Genomic DNA, 26546 nt, shown 5'->3' with positions numbered 1-26546 from the left:
ACGAGGTCGGTCTTTCTTTCTATTAGGCGGCGATTCACGCCCTTCCCACCGATACATACCGGAACCCCAGCTCCGCCATGGCGGCAGGCTCCAAGCAGTTGCGGCCGTCAATCAACAGCCGCTGGGACAAGAGCCGGGCTACTTCGCCGAAATCGAGCGATTTGACCGCCTCCCACTCCGTTGTAATCACCATCGCGTCTGCCCCGGCCACCGCCTCGTATGGATCCGCATGAAACGTCACCAGCTCGTGGCGGCCCATGTGCGCGGACGCTTTCTCCAACGCGACCGGGTCGTATGCGCGCACCTGGACGCCGCTCGTCGTCAGCGCTTCGATGATATCCAAGGCAGGCGCATCGCGCAGATCATCCGTGTTCGGCTTAAACGCAAGGCCCATGACGGCAACAGCCTTGCCCCCGCCAGCCTCCGTCAGCTCCTGAATGATCCGGTCCGCAAACCGTTCCCGCTGCAGGGCATTAACCTCGATCACCGACCGGAGAATTTTAAAATCATAGTCCACATCCTCCGCGATGCGCAGCTGAGCCTTTGTGTCCTTGGGAAAGCAGGAACCGCCATAGCCGATCCCGGCTTGTAAGAAGTGCGATCCGATCCGCTTATCCATCCCCATCCCCTGCGCCACCAGCGCGATGTCAGCACCGACCTTCTCGCACACATTCGCCATCTCGTTAATGAAGGAGATTTTAGCCGCTAGGAAAGCGTTGGAGGCGTACTTGATGAGCTCCGCACTCGCACGGTCGGTGAACAGCACGGGAGCCTGAAGCGGCGCGTGAAGCGCTGCGATCCGCTCAGCAGCCTGCTGATCTTCGGCTCCAATGACAATACGATCCGAGTGAAACGTATCATGAATGGCCGAGCCTTCCCGCAAAAATTCCGGGTTGGAGACAATGTCGAACCTTCCTTCCTCGACGCCTTCCTCCCGCAGCCAACCTTCCGCCATGGCCGCTGTTCCGACCGGTACCGTACTCTTGATTACAATCAGCTTGTAGCGATCCACCGCTGCCGCCAGCTGCCGGAAGGCGCTTTCCAAGTAGCTCAAGTCCACTTCGCCGCCGGGCATCGACGGTGTCCCGACAGCCAGAAACAAAATATCGGACCTCCGAACCGCCTCTTGCAGCTCCGAAGTAAACGAAAGGCGGCCCGCCTCCATGTTGCTGCGCACCAGCGCTTCCAGACCCGGCTCATAAATCGGAATGTCCGCCTGCCGGAGCCGCTCGATTTTGGACTGATCGCGGTCCACTGCAATGGCCTGATGCCCGATTTCCGCGAAGCACGTCCCCGAAACTAGACCGACGTAGCCGGTACCGATCACCGCAATGTTTTCTCGCCGCATAGCGCCTCCTACAATCTGTCCATCAATTTGAGCAAATACATCTTGAGGGGCTCCCGCAAATCCTCTCTGGCAAGCGCCATCTCAATGGTCGCCTCGACGAAGCCCAGCTTGTCACCGACGTCATAGCGCGTCCCTTGAATGGAATAGGCGACCATTTGCCTCATCCGATTTAAGATACATAAGGCGTCCGTCAGCTGAATTTCGCCTCCGCGCCCAGGTGTCGAGCTCTCCAGGATGCCGAAAATCTCTGGTGTAATAATATACCGGCCGATGACAGCCAAATTCGACGGAGCATGTGTACGGTCCGGCTTCTCGACCAAGTCGTCGATATAACAATGGCCTTCGTATTGAAGAACACGGTTGGGCGATACGATACCATATTTGTCTACATCGTTCCACGGCACTTCTTGTACCGCAATCACCGAGGTTTGCGTCTGCTCGTATAGGTCGATCATTTGCTTCAAGCATGGAGGCTCCGATTGAATAATATCGTCTCCCAGCAGCACGGCGAACGGCTCGTCGCCGATAAACTTACGGGCACACAGCACCGCGTGCCCCAGCCCCAGCGGCTGCTTCTGCCGGATATAGTGAACATCCGCCAAGCTCGACACGGAGCGAACGAGCGCCAGCAGCTCCTCGTTCCCTTTTTCCTCCAGCACCATCTCCAGCTCTATCGACTTGTCAAAATGATCCTCAATCGCGCGCTTATTCCGACCGGTGACGATCATAATGTCTTCGATGCCGCTGGAGATCGCCTCCTCGACGATATACTGAATGGCCGGCTTGTCGACAATCGGCAGCATTTCCTTCGGCTGCGCTTTGGTCGCCGGCAAAAAACGGGTTCCCAAACCGGCCGCCGGGATGATCGCTTTACGAATTTTCATCGCTGCTTTGAGCTCCCCTCCGTTCAAAAAGCCGCTCTACCACAGAAGCATCAATCTTGCGAGCTCCGATCGGAGCATGGAACACGACGCCGCCCCGCTCCCCGTGAAAATCGGATCCGGCCGTTACCAGCAATCCGTGCTCTTCGGCCAGTCGGACATAATGTGCCTCTTGCTCCGGCGTATGATCGGAGTGATACGCTTCCAATCCAACTAGTCCTACCGACTTCAGCAGCGGAATCAGATCATCCTGCTCATACAAGCCGGGATGCGCCAAGACAGGCGTACCTCCAGCCTCCAGAACCCAACGAACGCCAACAGCCGGTTCAATCCGCGGGGTATTGACATAGGCAGCAGCTCCCTGAGCCAAGTAGCGGTCAAACGCTTCCTTCATCGACGAAACATAGCCCTTGCGCACCATCGCATCCGCAATATGGGGACGGCCGATCGTTTCCTCCGCTTTTTTGGACACTAAGAGCGATTCCTGCACATCTTCCATCGTAATATGTACTCCGAGCTCCTGGAGCTTAGCGAGCAGCAGCTCATTGCGGCGATCCCTAACTCGTCTCATCTCCGCTAAACGGGAGAGAAACAGCTCATTCGTATAATCGATCCAATAGCCCAGCACATGAATGTCCTTGCCCTCATGCACGGTGCTGATTTCTACCCCAGGAACGACGGTAATTCCGTACTTCCGTCCCGCTTCGATCGCTTCCGTAAGGCCGGCCACTGTATCGTGATCCGTGACGGCCATGGCGGCGAGGCCCGCTTCCGCGGCTAATCTCACGTTCTCCGACGGTGCCTGCGTCCCATCCGAGGCTAAAGTATGTGAATGCAAATCGGCAAAAGCCATCGCTGCTCCCCCTTAACTGTACGTTTCCAATGTTAACCCTGTATTAACTGCACTTGACGTTCTCGTAATAAAAGTGAGGTCTTGTCTTGTCTACGTCCTGTCCGATGGCTACAGCCACTGGCTCAAATCCTTCTCCCGCAAAAAGGTCAGGAACGTTACCGCCGAAATTGGCAGCAGCGTGGAGCTGAGATAGATAGCGCGGAAGCTGCGGGAGAAACTGACGCCTTCCACGCTCTTGACATGCAGCACGCCCAAAGCGGCTTCATGCTTTACGGACGATTGCGATAAAACGGAGATGCCGAGTCCCGCTTCGACAGCCGATTTGACGGCACCGGTGCTTCCGAGCTCCATGACGATCTTGATCGCACGCGGATCGCAGCCCGCTTTCGCCAGCTCCTCCTCCATCACGCGGCGGGTTCCCGACCCTTGCTCACGCAAGACGAATGGATACAGCAGCATATCCTCAATTGTGATCCGCTCTTTACTCGCCAGCGGATGATTGCGCGGCACAATAAGCTTCAGCTCATCGCTCAGCACAGCCTCCGTATGCACGTCGGGATGGCTGACTTCCGCCTCAATCAAGCCGAAGGTCAGCTGATGCGCCAGCACCTCTTCTAGAATCTGCTTCGTATTGATAACCTTCATGCTCACCGAAATATTCGGGTATTCCGCACTGAACGGCCCCAAAAGCCGCGGCAAAATATATTCGCCGACCGTAAGACTCGCCCCGAGATGCAGACGGTCCTCCAGCATATGCGTAAATCTGGACATGCCGATGTCCGTTTCCTTAATCAGCTCGATGCTCTGCTTCGCGTACGGCAGCAGCGTTCGGCCCGCTTCCGTCAGCTCCACCCGCTTGGTGGAACGCACGAACAGCTTGGTGCCGAAATAATCCTCTAATGACTGAACCTGCATGGTGACGGCCGGCTGGGTCATGTGAAGCGCTTGCGCCGCGTGTGAGAAGCTCCCTTTTTCTGCAACGGTATAAAAGATATGTAGCTGATGAAAGTTAAGCGCCATGACGTTTCCTCCGATAGGCCATAAATATATTTTATTATATCAAAAAAGAAACAGGCATGCCGCTATTTCGGCACACCTGTCGGTAAAAGGCACATTATCTGCGTTTGCGGCTGTTTTTGATTAGCGTCATCCGGCGTGAATGCCGAAGCCAAGAATAGTAGGAGCGCAAATCTCTCAACTCCATGGTCTCGGACATACGGCCAAGGAACGTGACGACGATCAGCTTATACTTGGTCGGACCGATCGCGTCTTTGCTTCGCTCGATCGGAGCGAACTCCGCCACCATCACCAGATCCTCATCGATTAAGAACACATCTTGATCATTTTTGTAGTAAGTACGGACCGAATCCGCTTTCAATTTGCTCCATAAGAAGGCGGTGATATCTTGGAAACCGGTTTTTTCCGATTCCACCCGATCCGCCCAACGGCTTCGGGCATGGTGGGTAATGATGATCTCAGCGACGACCTTGTTGCTTAACAGCACCGGATTGGCAACTTGTTTATCGATATTTTCAATACTGTTACTGCTTGAGCCCATAACCCGCCCCTCTTCCGCGAAAAATAGAACTAAAACCCTATATACTTTCACCTGCTTATCCTATATTGTAGATTATTTTACTGCAGAATCAACTTAAGAAATCTTTAGAAACCTGCTAGGTTTTCGGGAAAACAAAAAAAGCTTCTGCGAACAGAAGCTTAGTGCCGGGCGTATGCTGTATCAGCACCCTTAGAGGGTGTAGAATCTTGTCTTATCAGGAATATTACTGGTATACTCTGTTTTGATTTCATTGCGGTAAGAGCGCTCCACCTTTTTGACAAAAGGAAGCTTCTGCAGCTGCTTGACCGTCTCATCCAGCCGGCTCGCGTATACATACATGGCTGCGTAATGAAGCTTTTTGGAAATGAAATGGACGTTTCCGTACTTTTCCAGGTGCTTGCCAGCCGCTTTCAAATCATTGACCCAAACAATAATGCCGCTTCGCTCGGTAAACATGGGGATAACCTTCTTTCTTGAGCCTGAATTTTGGAGAGGACCGATCTATTATGCCTTCATCATGTGTGTCAGAACTTTTAATCGAAGTAACTCGCGGCAAGCTGACGGAGTGTGTACACCGCGGTCATATCGCCGTGGTCGATATCCAAGGACGATTGCTGGGCTCCGCCGGAAATCCGGAGTTTTATACGTTTGCTCGCTCCACCGCTAAGCTGGTGCAGGCCATTCCATTGCTGGAGGCCGGGGGTGCCGAACGCTTCACGCTCACCCCTGAAGAAACCGCCTTATGCTGCGCTTCCCATAACGGAGAACCGGAGCACGCAGACACGGCATTGGCAATCTTGCACAAGCTAGGTCTTGACGAAAGCGCATTGCACTGCGGCTGCCACGAACCGTTCTATAAGCCGGCCGCGGATGCCTTAAAGCGTTCGGGACAACCGCTGACACAGCTTCATAACAATTGCTCCGGCAAGCATGCCGGTATGCTGGCATTATGCGCTTGCATGGAGGCGTCTATTCAAGAGTATACCTCACCCGCTCATCCTGTCCAGCAAAAAATGCTGCACACCGTCGCCGAAATGTGCGGTGTATCGCCTGATAGCATCCAGCTCGGGACAGACGGGTGCGGGGTGCCTGTCTTCGCCGTTCCGCTGTCCGCACTGGCCTTGGCCTATGCCCGATTGGGATGCCCCGATCAGCTGCCTGAGCGCCGCGCAGAGGCTTGCCGAGCCATCGTTCAAGCGATCCGGAAGGCTCCGTATTATGTAGCAGGTACCGAACGCTTCGATACCCGTCTGGTGGAAGTCACGCAAGGAAGAATCATCGGTAAAATGGGGGCCGAAGGCGTTTACGCCCTCACCGTTCCGGAGCGAGGCATCGGCCTTGCGCTAAAAATCGAGGACGGTGCGGAGCGTGCGCTGTATCCGACCGCTGTCGAAGCGCTGCTTCAGATGGAGCTGCTATCCGTGGAAGAAGCGGCGCAGCTGGCCGGATTCCATCAGCCCATCGTTCCCAATCGAAGAGATGAGGCTGTCGGGGTCATCCGGCCCGCCTTCCGATTGAAGCGCGCCGAGTAATACGGCTTCAGCTTGCTTAGCCGCACTTACCGCTGCAGCTGCCGCCCGAGGAGCAGCCTCCGCTGCTGGCCAGCGGGTCGTTGCTAGGAACTTTGATTGTGTCAGACACCGCATAAGCGATCGATTGCGACACTTGATACAGCAGGTCATCGAGCCGCTGCTCCGCTTCTTTAAAGCGTCGTACGCTTTCAATCGCATCGAGCTGCGCGACAATCGCATTCACTTGATCCAGCGCTTCGTGGTAATTCGGATGGTAATGCCCGAAGCGCTGTGTTTCCTCGAACAGCACTTTCTTCTTATCCAGAGCGCGAACCAGCTGTTGAACTTGCTCATCCGTATCCTTGCGGTGCTTCCAATATAAGTAATCCGCGGTTTCTGCGGAATGGGTGATCATATCTGAGAGTTCATAGGCTCCCATCAGGACAGCAGACATATCCAGCGACTGCGGTTCCATAATTGCCATAAAGCACACCTGCCTTCTCGCCGATAAACTTAAATTCTTAGTCGGACAAGTCTATCATACCATAATTCCGGGCAGCGGCGCTTGTTTAATATTTATCATTTATGCCAGGAAGAATGAGCTTCATTTCCTGCCATTCGTCTGCCAAAAGCCGAACTTCCCCGGTGATTTCGGGCGCTGCACCGCTTTCCTCCATCCGGCTAATTCCGGTCATGCTCCACGTTCCCCGCGTTTCCTGCACCTTCTGGGGCACGATCCGATAATCACTGCCATCCTTTCGAATCTGCAGCGCCGTCTTCATCCGAATTGCCCGTTCGACGATTTCTTTGCGCGTAGAAGCGTGATAAGCGCGATAGTCACGAAGCCACACCGCCGGTATGTCCTGCAGCTCAGGATACAGGTCAGCCGTTGAAGGTATTTGCGCCTCCATTTCAAAATAACCGACCGAGGTGCGCGAGTAAATCAGTCCCTTCTCCGACGACCATACTGAAGGAAAACCGAACATAGACCTAGACAATGCTTCGCTATGGCCTTGGAACTCAGGATAACTCGCATGTCCCATCTCCGCCTGCTCATCGCTCGTTCCACTCCATAGCGGAAGCTGACCCGGCATAAAGCCGGCTTTTTCCAGCGCAGCCGTGAGTGGCTTTACCCCTTCGGGGGAAACAATAAAGTCACGCTCGCCGAGCTTTTCTTGCCCGTACTTCCCTGCTTCCAGCAATCGCTCCACAATGCGAACCGTCTCTTCATCGGCGCAACGAAGTAGCACCGCTTGCATGAACCGCGTTTTGCCAAACGGCTTCGCCCACTGCTCTACACCGAGCCGGACATGCTCAGGTACGCCGTACAAGGCATGCCGCTCCAAAAACTGTACGATGCCCTCAGCCGTTCTTCCATGCTCCAAAGCCCGTCGAACACTGCTTTTGGTCAGCTTGTAAACGCAAACCTGATCCTGCTGCACCAGATCCGCCAAGCAGCACAGCTCCCAGACGACCGTAGACGGTACATCCGGCGGGACGAGAATATCAAAATCCGGCTGAACAATAAGCCCTCCGTCTCCGTCTTTTACAATGCCACTGCCTTTGGCCAGCGGATCACGGCTCCAGCGATACCACACTCCGGCCCCGCCGTGCTCTCTGCCCTCTTCCATCCACCCCAAGCCCACCAGAGGCTGCAGCCACTGCCCCTCCAGCTGACTGGCGATGTCCGCCGGCGGGTCATCCGTTAACAAATCGTGCGCTGCAAGCCAGGCGATCATATCCTCTGCCTTAAACCACTCAGCGCATTCAGCCATGCGCTCCACGATGAGCGCCGCATGCTGCATCCAGGCCACGGCAGGACACGTCAGCTGCTTCCAGATGAGGTACAATCGATGCGTTCTCTCCGCCGCAGGAAGCAAGAGCCACGCCTGCAGCATCTCGGTTTGGAGCATGAACTGATCCTCTTCCTGTCCTATGAGCTGAAGCCGAAGCAGCATGTCGAGCACCACAGCCGCTTTGAGCGGATAGCTGTCCGCGTAGGCATATTTGATGGCCGCCCCATGAAGACGATGCTCATCCAATCGGATCAGCTCCAGCAGCTTTTGAAGCTGCTTTTTGGTCAGCGTTCCGTTTTTCGTCAGCTTAAGTCCTTGTTGTGCCGTCAGCACCAACGTCTGAAGCAGATCGTCTTGCAGCTCGCTCGATCGGCTGTCCCAGCTTTCCACGTGTGCTGAATCCGCGGTCACCATAGGGCCTTCGGGAAATAACAGCCGCTGCCATAGCCTGAACCCGTCCTCAGGTAGCAAATAGACATATTCCCCCCACGATTTCCGGAAAGCAAACACAAACCCTTTTCTAAGCAAGCCCACAAACCCCAGCCTCGCTTCTGCTCCGGACAAGTCGGATGCGGCCGCCTTTTCCAGTCGCCCATAATCAAACGGCTCGCAGCCGATCCGCCTCACCAGCAAGCGAAGCACAGTGCGCTCGGCGGGATTCATCCGGTTATAGACCGTCTCGATCACCACCGGATTCGCCCAGATGCGCTCCAGTGTTTCACCCCTCTCAAGCCATGGGGCATATGCCTCCTCCTCCTCCAAGCTGCTCTGCAGCGCTGCGGGCATTCGTCTCAGCAGCTCCGAGTAGTTCATATCGATTTCCTCCTTTGGATGTGTGGATCACACTTGTGATAGCAGCTTGTCGGCAAACTCAATCCGGTACTGATAGCCCTGCTCGATCAAAAATAGCTGCCGATTCAGCGCAAACTCCTGCTCCTTCGTATCCTCACTGACGATGGAGTAGAAGTACGCACGGTTCGCCCCCGGCTTCGGCCGCAGAATACGCCCCAGCCGCTGAGCCTCCTCTTGTCTCGAGCCGAAGCTGCCCGATACCTGCACGGCGACCGCCGCATCCGGCAAATCCACCGCAAAATTGGCCACCTTCGAAACGATGAGCACACGAACTTCTCCCGACCGAAACGCGCCGTAGAGCGTCTCCCTCTTATCATGAGCCATCTCGCCGCTAATCATTGGCGCCCCAATCCGCTCGGCGATTTGATGAAGCTGCTCTAAATATTGGCCGATAATGAGCACCTGTTCGTCTTTGTGCAGGTTCAGCAGCTTGTCCAAAGCATCCAGCTTGGCTGGATTGGTGCTGGCGCAGCGCATTTTATGGCGAGGCTCCGCCGCTTGGTACTGCTCCATCTCACCGGCCGGCATCGGAACACGCAGTTCCACGCATTCGACCGCGGCGATCCATCCTTGCGTCTCCAGCTCTCGCCAGGCGATATCGTACCGCTTTGGCCCAATGAGCGAGAACACATCCTCCTCGCGTCCGTCCTCGCGGATCAGGGTAGCCGTCAAGCCGAGCCGCCTCGTCGCCTGAATGTCCGCCGTTACGCGAAACACCGGAGCGGGAAGCAGGTGCACCTCGTCGTACACAATCAGCCCCCAGTCCCGTTTATTAAACAAATCCATATGTACAAAAGGCTCATCCTTCGACTTTCGATAAGTCAATATTTGATAAGTGGCAATCGTGATCGGACGCACTTCCTTGTGCATGCCGGTGTACTCCCCGACCATGTCCTCCGTGACCTCCGTTTTTTGCAAAATCTCCCGCTTCCACTGACGTACGGACGTACTATTGGAGGTTAAGATCAACGTAGCACAATTAAGCCGCCCCATCGCCGCGATGCCGATCACCGTCTTCCCTGCCCCGCAAGGAAGCACCAGCACGCCGCTGCCGCCATGAAACGACCCTTCCCGGTAAAAGGACTCCACCGCCGAATGCTGATAATCCCGCAGTTCAAAGGTGCGCTCGCTCGTATCTTCATTTTTAAGCCGGATGGGCAGGTTCTCGCCTTGACTGTAGCCCGCCAAATCCTCCACTGGGTAGCCCAGCTTGATAAGCTCCTGCTTCATCAGCCCGCGGTACGCCGAGGAAAAACGCAGCGTTTGCGTATCCACCTGGCACAGCCCATATGAGCGGAGCGATTTGAAAGAGACCATCTCTTTGATCACTTCGACATCTTCGGAGATGAGCAGCAAATCCTCGCCGAGCCGTTCCATCCGAACAAGGCCGTATCGCTCCACAAAGCGCTTAATGTCCTGCTTAACGGTTGCCGGAACACCGAACTTCGCCCACCGCTCCAAAAATCCGGTGACCTCCTCCGTCGTCATCCCCGCCGCTGCCGCATTCCAGAGCGACAAAGAGGTCATTCGGTACGTATGTATATTGTCCGGCGACTTCACCAGGTCTGCAAAACGGATTAAACCGGTCCGTACTTCATCAAAATTCGGATGCCGCGTCTCCAGCAAAATGCAGAAATCGCTCTGCACCACCAGCGGCCGATCTTTGTGCATTTGCATGGGCTGTCCTCCTCATCTTTATTAACAACAATTTTTAGTATGAGAGGAAGACGCCGGATTTAAACATGTTCATTTACAACGCAGGCAGGTACGCACTACAATGGGGAAGCAATACATACGGGAGAGTGAATGCATTCATGAAAAAAGCGGTGGTACTTCTGCTGATGCTGGTGTTTATCGCAGCTTGCGGAGGAAAAACAGGGGATTCTCAGGCGAGCAGCCCACTGGTAAAAGACATTGTTCAAAAATATCCCGCGCTGAAGGACCGAAAAATGACGGCCACCGAAGTGAAACGGGTCGTCGATGGGGATACGTTCGAAACCAAGGAAGGGGAAAAAGTGCGGCTGATCGGGGTCAATACACCGGAGACGGTTAAACCGAATAGCCCCGTCGAAAAATTCGGCAAGGAAGCCAGCAATTTCACCAAATCGAAGCTGACGGGCAAGAAGGTTTATTTATTCAGCGACGCTGGGGACAAAGACAAGTATGGCCGTCTGCTGCGCTATGTGTTTATTGAGGGGGACCCGGTCATGTTTAACGAAACGCTAGTCCGGGATGGGTACGCCAATACAATGTCGGTGCCGCCGAATGTCATGTTCCAAGACCTGTTTCGAATGCTGGAGCGGGAAGCCAGAGAGAAGAAAAAAGGACTGTGGGCCTACGAATAAGAAACAACAAAAAAGAGGGGAATCCAATCCCCTCTTTTTCGTGTCTTTTGCAACTATTAATGCGTGCCGCTTACGTCCATATTCTCCAGCGAGCGAGTCACTTTATTGAACTTGGAGTTTGCGATGCGGTCTTGAAGGTGCGAGTAGTACAGCTCCTCATTGATCGGCAGGTCAACCCAGTTGTCTGTCCATGCCGACAGGTGCATTGCGTTGGACAAGGTCAAGCCTTTGATGCCCTCTTCGCCTGGTGCGAGCAGTTTCGTGCCCTTCAGGATATGATCGACAAAGTTTTGCGTGATCTCCTTGTGGGAGCCTTCCGACTTAGGAACCGGAATTTCGCATTTCCAGCACTCCGGCTGACCGAAGCCGCCTTTGTACTCTGCATTGAACTGCGGCTCAGGCACAGTCAAACGCCAGAACGTCAGCTTGCCGTCTTCGATGACGATTTTGCCGCGGTCGCCTGTAATTTCAAAGCGGTTCGTACCCGGTGCTTCGCCCGTCGTAGTTACGAACAAGCCTGTCGCACCGTTCTCATACTCGACATAAGCGGTTACGTCGTCTTCAACCTCAATGTTGCGGTATTTGCCAAAGTGGCAAAATGCGCGAACACGCTTCGGCATCATATCGATTGTCCACTGCCACAGGTCCAGCTGGTGCGGGTCTTGGTTGATCAGCACGCCGCCGCCTTCGCCAGCCCAAGTTGCGCGCCAGCCGCCCGAATCGTAATAGCTTTGGGAGCGGTACCAGTTCGTGATGATCCAGTTCGTACGGCGAATTTCGCCGAGCTCTCCGGAAGTAATAAGTTCACGAAGCTTTTGGTACAGCGGGTTTGTCCGTTGGTTATACATGATTCCGAAGGCTTTGCCGGACTTGGCTGCCGCTTCGTTCATTTCACGTACTTGTTTGGTATACACGCCAGCAGGCTTTTCAACCAGGACATGGTAACCATGCTTGAAGGCTGCGATAGCAACAGTTGGATGATCATAGTGAGGAGTGCAGATCAGCACTGCATCAAACGCTTTCGAAGCAAAGAATGCCTCCAAGCTGTCAAACAATTGAAAGCGGTCTCCGTAATTCTCGCGAACCCAATCCAAACGAGCCGGATCCGTGTCGACAATCGCCGTCAGTTCTCCGCCTTTCACTTCATTCTTGCTTAAGTAATTCGTATGGCCTTTCCCCATATTGCCGATACCGACAATCCCGATGCGTACTTTGTCCATCCGTTTCCCCTGCTTTCCTCAGACATGATAAATGGTTGAAAGCAACCATATTTTGTTCTCACTCATTATACCTTGCACACGTGAACAATACAATACATAAGCGATACTCAAATTGTAAAAAAATCGTTCCCCCGAGGAGATCCGGAAGAACGATCGGTCTTTTAAAAGCTATACCTTTTGCGTTTCTTTCTCGGAAATTACACTCAGCGCTTCCCCGGCTTCATTCTCAAAGATCGTCCGGACAGCTAAGTCGCCGATCGAAACAATCCCGACCAGCTCCCCGTTTTCTACCACAGGCAGACGCCGTATTTGCTCCTTGGCCATCACCTTGGCCGCCTCGTCTACGGTCATATCCGGAGGAACGGAAACCACCTTGTCACTCATTACGACTTTAATCGCTGTAGAGCCCTCATGCTTCTCGGCAAAGCCGCGAATGACCAAATCCCGGTCTGTAATGACGCCGATCAGCTTCTTGCCTTCAACGACAGGAATAAAGCCGGTGTCTTCCTTCTTCATTTTTACCGCTACTTCATATACATTATCCAGCAAGGTTACCGTCGAAACGTCTGTTGTCATAATTTCACGCAACGTTCTTTTAGCCAAAGGATGATCCCTCCCGAAAAAATCTTGCAGCTTTGCGCCAAACGTAGCAAGCTGCTGCAGGAATAGAATTTCCCCTTTAGCCCCTTTCCATGCGCCTGAACGGTTTACACTTAACGGGAACCCGCTGCCTCATTCATGTAGTCCTCCACCATCCGGATAAAAAGCTTAGCCGCATGCAGCATAGCGCTTTCGTCGATATCGAACCTGGGATGATGATGCGGATGAATGATGCCCCGTTCCTTGCTGCCCGCCCCAACGAACATGAAACAGCCAGGCACCTTTTCCAAGTAGTAGGCAAAATCCTCTCCGGCCATAATCAGCGGCGAGGTCAGTGCGCCTTGCTCACCATACACCTGGGCGGCGGCGCGATAAAATCGGTCCGTTTCCCCCTGATGATTGCATACCGGAGGATAGCCGAGCTTATAATCCAGCTTGCACTCAGCACCGTGCATACGACAGGTTTGCTCAGCCAGCTCTTCGAGCCGAGCTTTAACCTGCATCCGCAGCACTTCATTAAAGGTACGAACCGTTCCCTTCAGAAGCGCCGTCTCTGCAATCACGTTGAAGCTAGTTCCGCTATGAAACGAACCGACCGAAACGACGCAAGGCTCCGTCGGATCCGCATTCCGGCTAACAATGCCCTGTAGATTGATCACGAGCTGGGAAGCGACATATACGCTGTCGATTGTATTATGGGGCAATCCTCCGTGACCGCCCTTGCCTCTGACTTCGATGCTGAACTCGTCCGCTGCGGCCATGAACGGCCCCGGCTTGCTGTAAGCAGTCCCTGTCTCAAATGGTGTCCAGAGGTGAATCCCGTATACGACATCGACGCCTTCAAGCGCTCCCTCTGCAATCATCCCCAATGCTCCGCCGGGCGACATTTCTTCCGCTGGCTGGAATATAAACACAATTTGACCTTGAAGCCGGTCTTTATTTTGGCTAAACAGCTTAGCTACTCCCAGCAATGTCGCCGTATGCGCATCATGCCCGCAGGCATGCATGACGCCCGGGACTTGGGACGCGTATTCGCAGCTTTTTTCGTCTTGAATCGGAAGGGCGTCCATATCCGCGCGCAGCGCGATCGTAGGACCGGGCGCAGCGCCGCTAATCTTAGCAACGACCCCATGACCGCCAACCCCCGTCCGGACCTCCAGCCCCCACTCGCGCAGCAGCCCGGCTACAAAAGCAGCCGTTTGGGATTCATGATAGGACAGCTCCGGATGCGCATGCAGGTATCTTCGCCACCCGACAATCTCGGCCAATACGGTTTCCGCCGAATCGCTTAATGTTCTCATTTTTTCTACCTCCGATCCTTCTCTTAAACGCGTTTGGCGCTCGATTCCTTCTATTTTATCAAATCTTCACTCCCGATTCATCTTCTGTTTTCACAAGAATTTCAAACTTTCCTCGAAACGATTTAACTCGGATTGCATTAGGCTTGCACAAGTAAGGGAAACATACTATCATGAAAAAAGGATTTATCTACTTGAAAAATGCAATCCGTCCGTTTGACGGCACGATTGCGGGATACATATCAGGGAGGGCTTGCTGTGATTATTGAAAACAGTGGATTAAAAGGAATGAGTAGCGACCTCGCCCATTTGGACGAGTCGATGGAGCAGCTCGGTTTCGTACGCTGGCAATGGGAATACTACCGCGCAACTTACGATCTGAAAATTGAAGATAAAGCGAATCGTGAAGATTATTTTCTTCGCATCAATACCCGTGCGGAATCCGGGAAGCTCGAATCCCCTCACGCTGTTCTGAGCGTCGAAGCCGTATATATCGGAAGAGCAACGTTCCCTCACGGGCTGGATTACAATTCCGCTATTCCGGACAGCATTTTGAAAGCGGCGAACGGGAAACTGGCAGAACTGAAAAGCAAACTGTCGCACTAGGCGGAGAACAAATTATGACCCCCCAGCGACGAGGAACGCCTGATTTTTTGTTGTTGTTTCTGACGTTTTCCTTAGTTTGCTTCGGCTTGGCATTTGTGTTTAGCGCAAGCATGGCTTTTAAACCGAGCAGCCCCTGGTATCTGGCTATCCGCCAATCGTTAGCCATCGCCTTGGGGACGGTGGCCATGTTTTTTTGCATGAACGTAGATTACCGCAAATTTCAAAAATGGGTAGCCCCCTTCTTGATCTTCGTCGTCGGATTGCTTTTCTTGGTGCCGCTCATCGGCGCGGAAAGCAAAGGGGCCAAGAGCTGGATCAATATCGGCAGCTTCAGCCTCCAGCCGACGGAGTTCGCCAAGCTCGCCGTCATCATTTATCTGGCTGCGATCATTAGCAAAAAGGGTGAGAAGTTCCGCGAATTCAAGCGTGGGCTGCTGCCGCCGCTATTCGTCGTGGGCTTCGTCTGTGCACTGATCATGCTTCAGCCCGATTTCGGCTCTACCATGATTTTAGCGATGGTTGCGGCCTTGGTTATCATTGTGGGCGGCGCCAACCTGAAGCACATCTTTCTCTTGGCTGCCGGCGGTGGTTCAGTAGGTGCGCTAGGCATCGCCATCTGGCTACTCAAAACGGGCGGAGACAATTACCGTGTCGGTCGCTTCTCGGCTTTTCTCGATCCTTGGGCGGACCCAACGGGCTCCGGCATGCAGCTGATTCAATCGCTGTACGCCTTCGGGCATGGCGGCCTCACCGGCGCCGGCTTCGGGCAGAGCATCCAGAAGCTTCACTACTTGCCGGAAGCGCATAACGATTTCATTTTCTCCATCATCGGCGAAGAGCTCGGATTTATCGGCACCTCGCTATTCTTGCTTCTCTACCTGGCTTTCCTGTGGCGCGGCTTGATCGTTGCGCTCCGCTGCCAAGATACGTTTGGCACCTTGACGGGGGTAGGCATTGTAGGCATGATCGGGGTTCAAGCGCTGATCAATATTGGAGGCGTTACCAACAGCATTCCGCTCACCGGTGTAACGCTGCCGCTGATCAGCTATGGCGGTTCTTCCATCCTTGTGACCTTGATCAGTCTAGGAGTCTTGCTCAGCATTTCGCGAGAGCAGAATAAGCCGGAGAAAGAAAAAGATACCAAAAAGAGAGCCTAGGACATCCTGTCCAGGCTCTCTCTTTCATTCCAGCAGCTTACTTCACGCGATGCGATTCCTCGATCAACGCTGCCTCTTCCTCGCGGAAGGCCACGCCTTCGACTTTCACGTTCACTTCGACGACAGTAAGTCCGGTCATATTTTCCACCGCTTCGCGGACATTCTCCTGCAAATCGCGGCAAACCTCTTGGATGCGCGAACCGTAGTTCACAATGACCCGCAGATCAATAGCCGCTTCCACTTGGCCTACTTCGACAGACACGCCCTTTTGTACGTTCTTACCGCTTAAACGCTTGGCCAGCCCCTCAGAAATGCCTCCCGACATGGCGGCGATCCCCGGAGTCTCGAGTGCAGCTAATCCTGCTATCGTCGCTACAACATCATCTGAAATGCGGATAAGACCAGTATGTATTTCTTCGCTCATGAGGATCACTCCATTTCGATATTGGACGGGTCTTCGAATACCGAAAGTACCGTCACAATAGGATATAACTCTATTGTAATAAGTTCCAACGAGGAAAGCAACTGACATTATTCGATCTTAATCGACAACAACCTTCTGCCCTCGCAAGCTGATCCGCGATCTCTCTATTCCATTCATTTCCTTTCTTCGTTTTACTTTATCCTAAAAACTGGGTATAGTTAAGTAGGCTTAATCATGGCAAATACCCCGATTTGATCTGGCCAACGTCAGTAATTCTTTACCATATGAGGTGATTGTTTTGAAACGTTACGGCTTTACGATCGGACTGATCGGGAGCTTCCTGCTAAGCGGCGTTGCTCATTATGTCGGCGCCCCCGTCTTCAACTCCACGGTGCAATTTATCATTGCAGCCATAGCGATTATTTTTGTCGCCGGTTTTTTGGGCAAAGCGACGGAGAGTGTCGCACATTACGCCGGAGAGCGGCTCGGAGGCTTTCTTAACGCGACCTTCGGCAATGCCGCAGAGCTGATCATCGCGATCTTTTTAGTCAAGGATGGCCTTTTCGAGGTAGTGAAGGCCAGTATCACCGGCTCCATCATCGGCAACATGCTGCTCGTGCTTGGGCTCAGTGTCCTGCTGGGCGGCCTGAAGTACAAGGAGCAGCACTTTAACATCAAGCTGGCGGGCCATAACGCATCACTCATGCTGCTGGCTGTGATCGCGCTGTTCGTTCCAGCGACCTTTGCCAGAAGCTTCACTACCCATGAAACGGCGAATCTAAGCGTTATCGTTTCGGTCATACTGATCGTCGCTTATTTGCTCTGGCTCTTTTTCTCGATGGTCACGCATAAGAATGAGCTCGCCGATGAAGTGGTAGAGCAAGGAGAAGCCGCATGGTCCAAAGGAACCTCGATTCTGTTTCTCGTCGTGGCTACCGCTATGGTCGCCTTCGACAGTGAATGGCTGGTAAGCACGCTCGAATCGTTCAGTCACCAGTACGGCTTATCCGAGCTGTTCGTCGGTGCATTCCTGATCGCCATCGTCGGCAATGCCGCCGAGCACAGTGCTGCCGTTATGATGGCTCGGAAAAACAAAATGGGCGCCGCCGTCGAGATCGCCATCGGCAGCAGCTTGCAAATTTCACTTTTCGTCGCACCGCTGCTCGTTCTGCTGTCGCTCATATTCGGCAATACGATGGACCTGGTGTTCTCCAATTTCGAGATTGTCGCGATCGCGGTCGCGGCATTTATCGCCAAATCCATCTCCCAAGACGGCTCAACCAACTGGTTTGAGGGTGTTCTGCTGTTAGTAGTCTATCTGATTCTAGGCATCGCATTTTTTCTTGTCTAGTACATACCATTACTCAAAAAAAGAGCAGCCTTCTGAATCGGAGGCTACTCTTTCTTTTGGTTCAACGCTTCATAGAGCTGGGCAAGGTTACGTTCCAGCTTCACCATGATCTGCTTACCGGCCACTTCCGTGATGAGCTCCGCACGAATCGCAAAATCGATCTCCCGGGATAACCCGTACATCTGGGTATCTAATACCTCTTCATACAGAGGACATTGGCGCGTAGTTAAGTTTTCCATTTGTACTTCGATCAGCTTCTCGATCTTGTTGGCATCCTCTTGAATCAAATGAAGCGCCTTCTGCGATAAGCTGAGCAGCACATCCGACGACATGGTGCTTTCCCCCCTGTAGTACACCCTTTGGACAATTGACGGAAGCGCTCACGCTGTCGATCCTCTCCCGGACCCTGAGCGGCCTTTCCGATAATCAATTTTCCCTGATAGCTTTATATTAGACGAAAACACCGTAATACACAAGTCATATGGCACAACAAAGGGCATCTTCGCTATGCGAAAATGCCCTGTACGTTTAAGATACCCTATTAATCTTGGATGCTGTTAATTTTGAGGCCGTGCTTCTCGAATACATCCGACATTGCTTTCTTCGCATCTTCCGCATCCGGACCATGCACGTGAAGATCGTAGTTGCTGGATGTAAGCAGCGTAGTAAACAGCCCGAGGATGCTCTTGACATCGATAAACTTGTTGTCGTACTGAAGCACGATGGACGATCTGAATTTGTTAGCAGTTTGGGAAATTTCCACAATGGCAGCGTTATTCGCGTTTGGCATACAAAATCCCTCCAGGCGTCTAGTGACCGATAAATAAATTAAACTAACGATCTCACGCTTTATGATACATTGGAAAAGAATAACACGCAACAGTTTTTATTACTTTAGATGTTCTGGGTTTAGTCCCTCGAGCTCCGGAATAACAAAACGTCCATCTTTACGGATTAATCGGTCGTCGAAGTAAATTTCCCCTCCGCCGAATTCCGGACGCTGAATCAGCACCAGATCCCAGTGCACTCCGGAACGGTTCCCATTGTCGGCTTGCTCGTAGGCTTGACCTGGTGTGAAATGCAGGCTGCCGTCGATTTTCTCATCAAATAAAGTATCCTTCATCGGATATAAAATATGCGGGTTAAAGCCCAGGCTAAACTCACCAATATAACGAGCGCCTTCATCCGTGTCGAGAATTTGATTCAACCGCTCCGTATCGTTCGCTGTTGCTTCTACAATCTTTCCATTCTCGAAGCGGAACGTAATGTTCTCGAACGTCACGCCCGAGTTCACGGAAGGCGTATTGTAGGCGATCGTTCCGTTCACGGAATCGCGAACTGGCGCGCTGTACAGCTCCCCGTCCGGAATGTTGCGGCGGCCGCAGCATTTAACCGAGCCGATCCCTTTGATCGAGAACGAAATATCGGTGGCCCCCGGGCCTATAATGCGCACCTTATCCGTGCGGTTCATCAGCTGCTGCAGCGGATCCATCGCCTCGGACATTTGAGCGTAATTCAAATTGCAGACATCGAAATAAAAGTCCTCGAACTTATCCGTGCTCATGCTCGCCAGCTGCGCCATCGAAGCATTCGGGTAGCGAAGTACAACCCATCTCGTATGCTTAATCCGGCGTTCCAGATGCACCTTTTTGCGGTAGATGGAATTGTACAGCTTATTCTTATTGTCCGGCACATCGGACATTTCATTCACGTTCTCGCCCGCGCGAATCGCGACATAGCAGTTCATGTCCTTCATCCGCTGGTAATCCATTTCGGCCCAGTGCTCCAACTGTTCAGGAGTCGCCGAACGAAGCACAGCTGCACGCACCGCATTATCCACCAGCTCTACATATGGATAACCGCCGCGGGCATGTACCTCCTCCACGAGGAGCTTCACGATTTCACGTTCGGAGCCCACCATTTCAATAAGTACTTTTTCTCCCGGCTGTACATCGAGCGAGTATGTTACGATGTTTCGAGCCAGCTTTTGTAGACGAGGATCACGCATAGGAATCTCTTCTCCTTTTAATCGTAGATGTCTGACCATTCTTGGTGAGAGCTCTTACTTGGTAAACCATTTCTTCTTGTAGTAGTTCCCAATCAGCAGCGTTATAAGGAAAATGCCAACTAAGATGAGCAAGCGTCCCTTATATTTATGAAAATGCAGCAGATCGTGTCCGATCATCGACTCGAGCCAGATCATCGGAAACTTGCCAATGATGGAGCCGATAATAAAATCCCGCCGCCGAACCTTCAATACCGCCGAGATCAGATTGATGGCAAAGGACGGGACTACCGGGATCACCCGGCTGAGGAGTATGTACAGAAGGCCGTGCCTCTCCAGCTTCTCGTTAATTACTTCGAGGTGACTGTACTTGGACAGCTTATTCTGGACCCAGGTCTGCCCATAGTTTCTCGCAACAAAGAATGCAATAATCGCGCCTAAACAGGAAAATATATAGTTGACGATAAAGCCGCCCCAAAATCCGAACAGCAGCACATTCGCGCCAGCTACGACAACGAAAGGCACGAACGGTACGATGGTCTGCAGCACCACGAGCAATGCGCCGACGACATGGCCGTACCAGCCGAACGAATTCAGCTCATCGGATAGATGTCTGATGTTCCATAAGAACAATGCCTAACCCCCTCTCCTTGTTGCAACTTTTATCGTTGTTTCGACGATAGAAAGTTGTCAACTTGGCGAAACGATCCCGCTCTCTCTTTTTCAGGGCCGCCGCCTCATCCATTGTACCAGAAAAATTGAGAGATCACGAATGTTCTTCAAGCCGTGTCAGCGCAGTAGTTTGAGCACTTTTAGAACTTCGAAATTGTAAGCCGATTCGCTTGACATTTGTATGCAGGATCTTATAGAATTAGAAGTCGAGAATAAGCGTGCGTTTCTAAGTGAAACCGCACCTTGATCGTGGAAGGTTGTGTCACCCTCTACAAGGTTTTGCTGCCGACAGGACCGCGGCTGGTTCTTCTTGCACGGCATCTGCAAAATCGGGCACAGGCTTCGCGCGTTACAAACTTAAACCCAAAGGAGCCAACCATACATGTCACGTTACACAGGTCCTAAATTTAAATTAAGCCGCCGTCTGGGTATTTCCCTGAGCGGTACAGGTAAAGAACTGAAGCGCCCATTCCCTCCAGGCCAACACGGTCCAGGACAACGCAAAAAAATGAGCGGCTACGGTATTCAACTGCAAGAGAAGCAAAAGCTTCGCCACATGTACGGTATGAACGAGAAACAATTCCGCAACCTGTTCAACAGAGCGGCTAAATTGCAAGGTATCGCTGGTGAAAACTTCATGTTCTTGCTTGAAAGCCGTTTGGACAACCTCGTATATCGTCTGGGTCTGTCTAACTCCCGTGCAGGCGCACGTCAGCTCGTTTCCCACGGTCACGTTACAGTGAACGGCAAGAAAGTAGACATCGCTTCCTACACTGTAAGCACAGGCGACGTAATCGGTCTTCGCGAGAAGAGCCGCAATCTGACAGCTGTTAAAGAAGCATTGGCTAACCGCAACTACCTGCCAGGCTACCTTGAGTTCAACGACGCAGCACTGGAAGGCAAATTCGTTCGTTTGCCAGAGCGCTCCGAGCTTGCTCAAGAAATCGATGAGAAGCAAATCGTCGAGTTCTACAGCCGTTAATCTTAAGTCACTAAAAAACCTTGGTTCCTTTCGGAACCAAGGTTTTTTTGCTTGCTCGTGGTCGCCGTCATTAGCAAAAGCTAAACAAACTTCACCAGGTAATAGTTGCGCTTGCCGCGACGAATGACAACATAACGGCCTTCAAGTCGGTCCCCTTCTTGCAGCACTTTGTCCAGCTCGGTCACCTTCGTGCCGTTGATCGAAACCGCCCCGCTCTCGATGTCTTGACGAGCTTGACGCTTCGATGGCGCCGCTTTGACTTCGAGGAGCAGGTCGATCAAGCCGATCTCCGCACTGCCGGATACTTCTGTAGAAGGCACGTCCTTGAACGCTTCCTCAATTTCGCTTCCGGACAAGGTTTGCACGTTGCCGCTGAAGAGCACTTCGGAAATTTTGATCGCGCTGAGTGCCGCTTCTTCCCCGTGGACCAGCTGCGTTACCGCTTTGGCCAACACGCGTTGAGCTTCACGCTTCTCCGGAGCTTCCTTTACCTGACGCTCCAGCTCCTCAATTTCGCTTGGCGACATGAACGTAAAGTATTTCAGGAATTTCACGACATCGTTATCGTCCGTGTTAATCCAGAATTGGTAGAACTGGTACGGCGAGGTCTTCGTAGCGTCGAGCCAGATCGTTCCGCCTTCGGTCTTGCCGAACTTCGTACCATCGCTCTTCGTAACCAGCGGCATCGTTAAACCGAAGGCTTGACGTTCGGTCGTTTTGCCGATCAGCTCCAGACCTGCGGTGATGTTCCCCCATTGATCGCTGCCGCCGATTTGCAAGGAGCAGCCCCGATCCTCACTCAGTCGAAGGAAGTCGTAGGCCTGCAGAATCATGTAGCTGAATTCCGTGAAGGAGATCCCTTTTTCCAGACGCGAGTCAACCGAATCTTTGGCCAGCATGTAGTTGACGGTAAAATTTTTGCCGATGTCGCGCAAGAAGCCGATGACGTTCAGATCCCCCAGCCAATCATAGTTGTTGACCATCTGCGCCGGATTACCCGCTGCCTCAAAGTCCAAGAAACGCGACAGCTGAAGCTTCAGCTTCTCGCTCCACTGGGCCACCACATCGCTGGTATTGAGCGTCCGTTCATTCGCTTTACCGCTTGGATCACCGATGAGGCCTGTCCCTCCGCCTACCAACGCGATAGGCTTATGGCCGGCGAGTTGAAACCGTCGAAGCACTAGAATTGGGAGCAAGCTGCCGATATGCAGGCTGTCCGCCGTCGGGTCAAAGCCCACGTAGAGGGAAATCGGCTCCTCCGCTAATTTTTTCGTCAGTCCCTCGCGATCCGTCATCTGATTTACCAAACCGCGGAATTCCAAATCTTTGATCAAATCCATTGCTGCAGCTTCCTTCCTACTCATGAGATTAAGTTTAGAAAATACAAAAAAGCCCTCTTATCCCCAAGGGACGAGAAGACTTTGACTCGCGGTACCACCCTAATTAAAGCCGGAGCAACGAACAACATAAGGCGGATGCCTATGTACTTGTGCTTCACGAGCTTTCACTTTGACGGATAAGGGCCGTTAACCCGATCAGAGACTACTGGCCACGCTATGCCTTCTAACGTTCTGGCTAGCGAACGGTGTTCCTCTCCTCTGCTCCGGACGGTAATTCGGATGAAGGTCAAGCACCGGTTTGCACCCTTCCACCGGCTCTCTAAAGCATGGCTCCCTACCCTACTAAGTCCATCAACGCATTTGCGGTATTTTCATTAAAGCTATTTATACCATAACCCCATTTCAGTTGTCAAACCATGCAGGCCCGCATCACAGCGATCGCGCAATATCGGGCAATCGTCAGCGTTCGTATGCAGAACATCGGTGTCTCCCTAGGCACCTTTATGCTATAATGTTAAGGAATGTTTTTCTAGGTCAGGAGGAACCTGCTTTCATGGAGACGGAGACGAAACAGAGAAATTATAAACGCATTCTTTTTAAAACGGGAAAATACATACTGATTACTATTAAATGGTTTTTTATCGCTGGGATTATAGGCGCATTCCTTGGCGGAGGCGTAGCCTTCGGTTACGTCAGCGCGCTGGTCAAGGACGACCCGGTCCGAAGCAAACAGATGATGATGGAGCAAATGTCCGTCAATGCGCTAACCGGATTCGTATATTTCAGAGATGATACCGTAGTGGGGCAGCTGCGTACCGAAGAGGATCGGCGGCTGGCCGGCATGAACGATATTCCTCAACTGGTGCTCGATGCTGTGTTCTCGATTGAGGACAACGATTTTTACAACCATCCGGGGATCGACATTAAAGGCACCGTCCGCGCGGTTGTCCAAAAGCTGCTGAATGAGGATGTGCAAACCGGCGGCAGTACGATTACCCAGCAAATTGCCCGCCGCGTCTTTCTGACGCTCGAGAAGGCGGACAGCCGTAAAGCGAAGGAAATCTTCCTCTCGCTGCGCATGGAGCGCTTGATGTCCAAAGAGGAGATACTGCTGGCCTATTTGAACAAAATTCCTTATGGCAACGGCTCGTCCGGTTATAACCTGTATGGAATTAAGGCCGCGGCCAAGGGCATTTTTAACATCGATGATTTGAAAAAGATGAATTTGGCGCAAGCTGCCTACTTAGCCGGACTTCCGCAGCAACCGAGCAATTATTCGGCGTTTACGAGCAAGGGTCAATTTGACGGCGCAGCGTTCAAACGAGCGGTAACACGCCAGCAGCTGGTGCTTCGCCGCATGGTGGAAGAGAACAAAATCACCGAGGCGCAGTACGATGAGGCTATGCAGTTCGATTTAAAGTCATCGCTGGCCGAGCCGGCGAAAAAGGCGTATAACACCTACCCGTATTTAATGATCGAGGTCGAAAAAGAAGCTGCCAAGGCGCTGCTCAAAGTACAGCAGCCGAAGCTGAACGCACAGACGAATCCCGATGCTTATAATGAAGCGCTCAAAAATATGCAAGCTCAGCTCAGCCGCGGCGGCTATCATGTGTACACGACGATCGACAAAGAAATTTACGACGGCCTGCGCGATATCGCCAAGGATAACAACAATTTTTCACCGCGTGACCCGGTCAAGGGCGATGAGCAGATCGGTGCGGTGATGATGGACAGCAAAACCGGAGCGATTCTCGGCATGATCGAGGGCCGCGACTTTCTAACGGAGCAGCTCAACCATGCCACTCAGGCATACCGTCAGCCAGGCTCCACCATGAAGCCGATTGCTGCGTACATCCCAGCGATCGAGAAGGGCGCCATCGGCCCGGCTTCCATCATTGACGACGCGCCGGTTATTCTCAAGGACGGCACCAAGGTCGGATATCACATTCCGGAAAACTGGGACGACGGCTTCCACGGCTTAATTACGGCCAGACGAGCGCTCAATCAGTCGTACAATATTCCGGCGATCAAGCTGTTCCTTGACGTGGTCGGCATAAAAGAAGCATGGGATTTTGCCAAAAAGATGGGGATCAACTCCATTACGAAGGAAGATTATGTCGCACAAACCGGGGTAATCGGAGGGCTGAAATACGGCGTTTCCGTGAAGGAAATGACGAATGCTTACGCCACCATTGGCAATAAAGGCCAGTTCAATGAAGCCTACTTGATTCGCAAGATTACAGATTCGGAAGGCAAAGTGATTTTCGAGCATGAATCGAAGCCCAGCACGGTGTTTTCCGAGCAAACCGCGTATCTGATGACCGACATGATGCGTACCGTCATTACGGCAGGTACTGCCACCGATTTGATGAGCAATTTTAAGCACTATAAGAAAGTGCCGATCGTCGGCAAAACCGGCTCCACCCAAGATGACGCCGACGCTTGGTTTATGGGCTACACCCCGGATATCACTATGGGCGTGTGGGCGGGCTACGAGCTGCCAATCAACAAGCTGAGCAAAAAGACAGGCGGCACAAACCGCGCCAAAAATATATGGGCGATGTCCATGGATATGGCGATCGACAAGCACCCGGAGCTGTTTCAGACGAAGGAATTTAAGCGACCGGACGATATCGTCGAAATGACGGTCTCCAGTCTCTCCGGCAAGCTGCCGAGCGAAGCTACCACAAAAGCAGGCAAGCTCGTCACCGACATCTTCAACAAAAAGTATGTGCCTACTGAAGAAGATAACGTGCTTGTGCGGCTGCCCATTATTAATTTCAACGGCATCAATTACATCGCACAGTCTGGGACGCCATCCGACTTCGTTGAAGAAAAAACGGTTATTCGACGGGAAAAATCGCTTGGGCAGCTCTTTAAAGAGCTGCAGGCCATTATGGACAAATTGCCGGAGGACCGCAGACATTCCCTCAGCTTTTATAAGCCGCAGGATTACGATGAGGATGCTCCTTCGGAGAACGACCCACGCGTAGATGACGGCAAACCGCCGGTACCGCCTACGACGACGGTAGCCACGAACTCGGGAGATACGAGCACTATCACCTTCCAAGCGAGCAGCAGTGCGGATACCGTGGGCTATCGATTATACCGTTCCGTGAACGGAGGCTCGTTCCAGCGCGTCAACGGGAAAGTAGTTATGGCTGGCGAAGAAACGAAGTTTACGGACGCGGCAGGAGGCGGCCTCTATGGCTACTACGTCACCGCGGTCGATGTGGCCGGCAAAGAATCGGCGCCGAGCAAAGCCGCCTACACCGACGGATCGACAATGGACTTATTGTTCCTGACACCACCGGATCCTAATGCTCCGCTTCCTTCCCCGTCTCCATCGCCGCCCCCAGGTGCCGGTGGTGCGAATGGGAATGGAACTGGTGCCACGACAGGTACTGGAAACGGGAAGCCGCAGCCTCCTGTGAAGCAAGCGCCAGTGGTACCAACGGGACTTACAGCGAAGTCCAGTGGCGGAGGTGTCGAGCTGCAGTGGAATTTGAATCCGGATAAGGATGTTGTGAAGCAGTACACGATTTATTACAGCGACAAAGAAAACGGCAGCTACACGAAGATTGGTACGGTCACTGGCGGTGCCAGCCAATTCCGTTACTATGCCGTCTCCTACGAGGGCTTCTACAAAATTTCAGCCACCAACGACGCAGGCGAATCCAAGCCTTCGGGTCCAGTGAAATTCAAGAAATAACGCAAAAAGCCATGAGCTCAGGCAATCTGAGTCAT

At 52.7% G+C, this 26546-nt stretch carries 25 protein-coding genes and 1 other annotated feature; of the genes, 7 read left to right on the top strand and 18 right to left on the bottom strand.

What is annotated here, in order from left to right; genetic code table 11:
• Positions 1-34: 34 nt before the first annotated feature.
• The 6 genes from FPZ49_RS16840 to FPZ49_RS16815 form a co-directional block, all read right to left on the bottom strand.
• Positions 35-1348: a UDP-glucose dehydrogenase family protein gene (locus FPZ49_RS16840; RefSeq protein ID WP_144848914.1), complete on the bottom strand. Its 1314-nt coding sequence runs from the start codon at positions 1346-1348 to the stop codon at positions 35-37.
• A gap of 8 nt (positions 1349-1356) precedes the next feature.
• Positions 1357-2232 (bottom strand): UTP--glucose-1-phosphate uridylyltransferase GalU, encoded by an 876-nt coding sequence (galU, locus tag FPZ49_RS16835; RefSeq protein ID WP_144848911.1) that lies wholly within the window; start codon positions 2230-2232, stop codon positions 1357-1359.
• Complete coding sequence (locus FPZ49_RS16830; protein ID WP_144848908.1) at positions 2219-3082, bottom strand: PHP domain-containing protein; 864 nt, start codon at positions 3080-3082, stop codon at positions 2219-2221. The genes galU and FPZ49_RS16830 overlap by 14 nt, the downstream gene beginning before the upstream one ends.
• 108 nt (positions 3083-3190) lie before the next feature.
• The gene (locus FPZ49_RS16825; RefSeq protein ID WP_144848905.1) at positions 3191-4102 is read right to left on the bottom strand and encodes a selenium metabolism-associated LysR family transcriptional regulator; all 912 of its coding nucleotides are present in this window, start codon (positions 4100-4102) and stop codon (positions 3191-3193) included.
• A 94-nt stretch (positions 4103-4196) separates the two neighbouring features.
• Entirely contained in the window at positions 4197-4640 is a 444-nt protein-coding gene (locus FPZ49_RS16820; protein WP_144848902.1) for a hypothetical protein, read from the bottom strand.
• 189 nt (positions 4641-4829) lie between these two features.
• Positions 4830-5096, bottom strand: a complete 267-nt coding sequence (locus FPZ49_RS16815; protein ID WP_144848899.1) for a YlbG family protein — start codon at positions 5094-5096, stop codon at positions 4830-4832.
• 50 nt (positions 5097-5146) lie between these two features.
• On the opposite strand from FPZ49_RS16815, the gene FPZ49_RS16810 reads away from it, so the two are divergent.
• Positions 5147-6172 (top strand): asparaginase, encoded by a 1026-nt coding sequence (locus FPZ49_RS16810; protein ID WP_144848896.1) that lies wholly within the window; start codon positions 5147-5149, stop codon positions 6170-6172.
• Positions 6173-6188: 16 nt separating this feature from the next.
• Here the strand turns inward: FPZ49_RS16810 and FPZ49_RS16805 are convergent, their stop codons facing one another.
• From FPZ49_RS16805 to FPZ49_RS16795, 3 genes are all read right to left on the bottom strand, one after another.
• Positions 6189-6635 carry a YlbF family regulator gene (locus tag FPZ49_RS16805; protein ID WP_144848893.1) on the bottom strand — a complete coding sequence of 149 codons (447 nt, stop codon included), beginning with the start codon at positions 6633-6635 and terminating at the stop codon, positions 6189-6191.
• Positions 6636-6720: 85 nt separating this feature from the next.
• A complete protein-coding gene (locus FPZ49_RS16800) occupies positions 6721-8760 on the bottom strand; it encodes a helicase-associated domain-containing protein (protein ID WP_144848890.1) in 2040 nt (679 codons plus the stop codon).
• Positions 8761-8787: 27 nt separating this feature from the next.
• Positions 8788-10476, bottom strand: a complete 1689-nt coding sequence (locus tag FPZ49_RS16795) for a DNA repair helicase XPB (protein WP_144848887.1) — start codon at positions 10474-10476, stop codon at positions 8788-8790.
• Between the two features lie 137 nt (positions 10477-10613).
• Here FPZ49_RS16795 and FPZ49_RS16790 point away from each other — a divergent pair, with 137 nt between their 5' ends.
• Positions 10614-11144 carry a thermonuclease family protein gene (locus tag FPZ49_RS16790; RefSeq protein WP_144848885.1) on the top strand — a complete coding sequence of 177 codons (531 nt, stop codon included), beginning with the start codon at positions 10614-10616 and terminating at the stop codon, positions 11142-11144.
• Positions 11145-11200: 56 nt separating this feature from the next.
• Here the strand turns inward: FPZ49_RS16790 and FPZ49_RS16785 are convergent, their stop codons facing one another.
• From FPZ49_RS16785 to FPZ49_RS16775, 3 genes are all read right to left on the bottom strand, one after another.
• Entirely contained in the window at positions 11201-12364 is a 1164-nt protein-coding gene (locus FPZ49_RS16785) for a Gfo/Idh/MocA family protein (protein ID WP_144848882.1), read from the bottom strand.
• Between the two features lie 168 nt (positions 12365-12532).
• Positions 12533-12967, bottom strand: a complete 435-nt coding sequence (locus tag FPZ49_RS16780) for a CBS domain-containing protein (RefSeq protein WP_261381457.1) — start codon at positions 12965-12967, stop codon at positions 12533-12535.
• 110 nt (positions 12968-13077) lie between these two features.
• Positions 13078-14265 (bottom strand): M20 family metallopeptidase, encoded by a 1188-nt coding sequence (locus tag FPZ49_RS16775; RefSeq protein ID WP_144848880.1) that lies wholly within the window; start codon positions 14263-14265, stop codon positions 13078-13080.
• A 255-nt stretch (positions 14266-14520) separates the two neighbouring features.
• Here FPZ49_RS16775 and FPZ49_RS16770 point away from each other — a divergent pair, with 255 nt between their 5' ends.
• Positions 14521-14868 (top strand): YugN family protein, encoded by a 348-nt coding sequence (locus FPZ49_RS16770; protein WP_144848877.1) that lies wholly within the window; start codon positions 14521-14523, stop codon positions 14866-14868.
• Positions 14869-14882: 14 nt separating this feature from the next.
• The gene (ftsW, locus tag FPZ49_RS16765; RefSeq protein WP_144848874.1) at positions 14883-16025 is read left to right on the top strand and encodes a putative lipid II flippase FtsW; all 1143 of its coding nucleotides are present in this window, start codon (positions 14883-14885) and stop codon (positions 16023-16025) included.
• A 37-nt stretch (positions 16026-16062) separates the two neighbouring features.
• Here ftsW and FPZ49_RS16760 read toward each other — a convergent pair whose 3' ends face one another.
• Entirely contained in the window at positions 16063-16449 is a 387-nt protein-coding gene (locus FPZ49_RS16760) for an Asp23/Gls24 family envelope stress response protein (protein ID WP_144848871.1), read from the bottom strand.
• A gap of 298 nt (positions 16450-16747) precedes the next feature.
• Between FPZ49_RS16760 and cax the strand changes: the two genes are divergently transcribed.
• A complete protein-coding gene (cax, locus tag FPZ49_RS16755) occupies positions 16748-17800 on the top strand; it encodes a calcium/proton exchanger (RefSeq protein WP_144848868.1) in 1053 nt (350 codons plus the stop codon).
• Between the two features lie 44 nt (positions 17801-17844).
• Here the strand turns inward: cax and FPZ49_RS16750 are convergent, their stop codons facing one another.
• The 4 genes from FPZ49_RS16750 to FPZ49_RS16735 all read right to left on the bottom strand — a co-directional run bounded on the left by FPZ49_RS16750 (position 17845) and on the right by FPZ49_RS16735 (position 20438).
• Complete coding sequence (locus tag FPZ49_RS16750) at positions 17845-18132, bottom strand: YlaN family protein (protein WP_144848865.1); 288 nt, start codon at positions 18130-18132, stop codon at positions 17845-17847.
• A gap of 209 nt (positions 18133-18341) precedes the next feature.
• Positions 18342-18590, bottom strand: a complete 249-nt coding sequence (locus tag FPZ49_RS16745; RefSeq protein WP_144848862.1) for an HPr family phosphocarrier protein — start codon at positions 18588-18590, stop codon at positions 18342-18344.
• 99 nt (positions 18591-18689) lie between these two features.
• Positions 18690-19808: an aminopeptidase gene (locus FPZ49_RS16740; protein WP_144848860.1), complete on the bottom strand. Its 1119-nt coding sequence runs from the start codon at positions 19806-19808 to the stop codon at positions 18690-18692.
• Positions 19809-19862: 54 nt separating this feature from the next.
• The gene (locus tag FPZ49_RS16735) at positions 19863-20438 is read right to left on the bottom strand and encodes a TVP38/TMEM64 family protein (protein WP_144848857.1); all 576 of its coding nucleotides are present in this window, start codon (positions 20436-20438) and stop codon (positions 19863-19865) included.
• A gap of 421 nt (positions 20439-20859) precedes the next feature.
• Here FPZ49_RS16735 and rpsD point away from each other — a divergent pair, with 421 nt between their 5' ends.
• Positions 20860-21459, top strand: coding sequence for a 30S ribosomal protein S4 (gene rpsD, locus FPZ49_RS16730; RefSeq protein WP_144848854.1), 600 nt, complete (start codon positions 20860-20862; stop codon positions 21457-21459).
• Between the two features lie 80 nt (positions 21460-21539).
• Here the strand turns inward: rpsD and tyrS are convergent, their stop codons facing one another.
• A complete protein-coding gene (tyrS, locus tag FPZ49_RS16725) occupies positions 21540-22799 on the bottom strand; it encodes a tyrosine--tRNA ligase (protein WP_144848851.1) in 1260 nt (419 codons plus the stop codon).
• 63 nt (positions 22800-22862) lie between these two features.
• Positions 22863-23163: a binding site (T-box leader), on the bottom strand.
• A 189-nt stretch (positions 23164-23352) separates the two neighbouring features.
• Here tyrS and FPZ49_RS16720 point away from each other — a divergent pair.
• Positions 23353-26511: a transglycosylase domain-containing protein gene (locus FPZ49_RS16720; protein ID WP_144848848.1), complete on the top strand. Its 3159-nt coding sequence runs from the start codon at positions 23353-23355 to the stop codon at positions 26509-26511.
• Positions 26512-26546 lie beyond the last annotated feature (35 nt).

Origin of the sequence: Paenibacillus cremeus (assembly GCF_007786445.1) — a bacterium.
In the GTDB taxonomy this organism is placed as follows: Bacteria; Bacillota; Bacilli; order Paenibacillales; family NBRC-103111; genus Paenibacillus_G; species Paenibacillus_G cremeus.
Note: the sequence above shows the minus strand (reverse complement) of the source record. Positions and strands in the feature narration are given on the sequence as shown.

Coding starts and splice junctions, on each gene's coding strand:
- FPZ49_RS16750 (WP_144848865.1), bottom strand. CDS start 18,132: ATGTCGTCGGATGTGCTGCTCAGCTTATCGCAGAAGGCGCTTCATTTG.
- FPZ49_RS16775 (WP_144848880.1), bottom strand. CDS start 14,265: ATGAGAACATTAAGCGATTCGGCGGAAACCGTATTGGCCGAGATTGTC.
- FPZ49_RS16740 (WP_144848860.1), bottom strand. CDS start 19,808: ATGCGTGATCCTCGTCTACAAAAGCTGGCTCGAAACATCGTAACATAC.
- FPZ49_RS16840 (WP_144848914.1), bottom strand. CDS start 1,348: ATGCGGCGAGAAAACATTGCGGTGATCGGTACCGGCTACGTCGGTCTA.
- FPZ49_RS16820 (WP_144848902.1), bottom strand. CDS start 4,640: ATGGGCTCAAGCAGTAACAGTATTGAAAATATCGATAAACAAGTTGCC.
- ftsW (WP_144848874.1), top strand. CDS start 14,883: ATGACCCCCCAGCGACGAGGAACGCCTGATTTTTTGTTGTTGTTTCTG.
- FPZ49_RS16760 (WP_144848871.1), bottom strand. CDS start 16,449: ATGAGCGAAGAAATACATACTGGTCTTATCCGCATTTCAGATGATGTT.
- FPZ49_RS16790 (WP_144848885.1), top strand. CDS start 10,614: ATGAAAAAAGCGGTGGTACTTCTGCTGATGCTGGTGTTTATCGCAGCT.
- FPZ49_RS16745 (WP_144848862.1), bottom strand. CDS start 18,590: ATGCCAAACGCGAATAACGCTGCCATTGTGGAAATTTCCCAAACTGCT.
- rpsD (WP_144848854.1), top strand. CDS start 20,860: ATGTCACGTTACACAGGTCCTAAATTTAAATTAAGCCGCCGTCTGGGT.
- FPZ49_RS16800 (WP_144848890.1), bottom strand. CDS start 8,760: ATGAACTACTCGGAGCTGCTGAGACGAATGCCCGCAGCGCTGCAGAGC.
- FPZ49_RS16810 (WP_144848896.1), top strand. CDS start 5,147: ATGCCTTCATCATGTGTGTCAGAACTTTTAATCGAAGTAACTCGCGGC.
- FPZ49_RS16795 (WP_144848887.1), bottom strand. CDS start 10,476: ATGCAAATGCACAAAGATCGGCCGCTGGTGGTGCAGAGCGATTTCTGC.
- tyrS (WP_144848851.1), bottom strand. CDS start 22,799: ATGGATTTGATCAAAGATTTGGAATTCCGCGGTTTGGTAAATCAGATG.
- FPZ49_RS16720 (WP_144848848.1), top strand. CDS start 23,353: ATGGAGACGGAGACGAAACAGAGAAATTATAAACGCATTCTTTTTAAA.
- galU (WP_144848911.1), bottom strand. CDS start 2,232: ATGAAAATTCGTAAAGCGATCATCCCGGCGGCCGGTTTGGGAACCCGT.
- FPZ49_RS16825 (WP_144848905.1), bottom strand. CDS start 4,102: ATGGCGCTTAACTTTCATCAGCTACATATCTTTTATACCGTTGCAGAA.
- FPZ49_RS16785 (WP_144848882.1), bottom strand. CDS start 12,364: ATGGACAAAGTACGCATCGGGATTGTCGGTATCGGCAATATGGGGAAA.
- FPZ49_RS16805 (WP_144848893.1), bottom strand. CDS start 6,635: ATGGCAATTATGGAACCGCAGTCGCTGGATATGTCTGCTGTCCTGATG.
- FPZ49_RS16815 (WP_144848899.1), bottom strand. CDS start 5,096: ATGTTTACCGAGCGAAGCGGCATTATTGTTTGGGTCAATGATTTGAAA.
- FPZ49_RS16830 (WP_144848908.1), bottom strand. CDS start 3,082: ATGGCTTTTGCCGATTTGCATTCACATACTTTAGCCTCGGATGGGACG.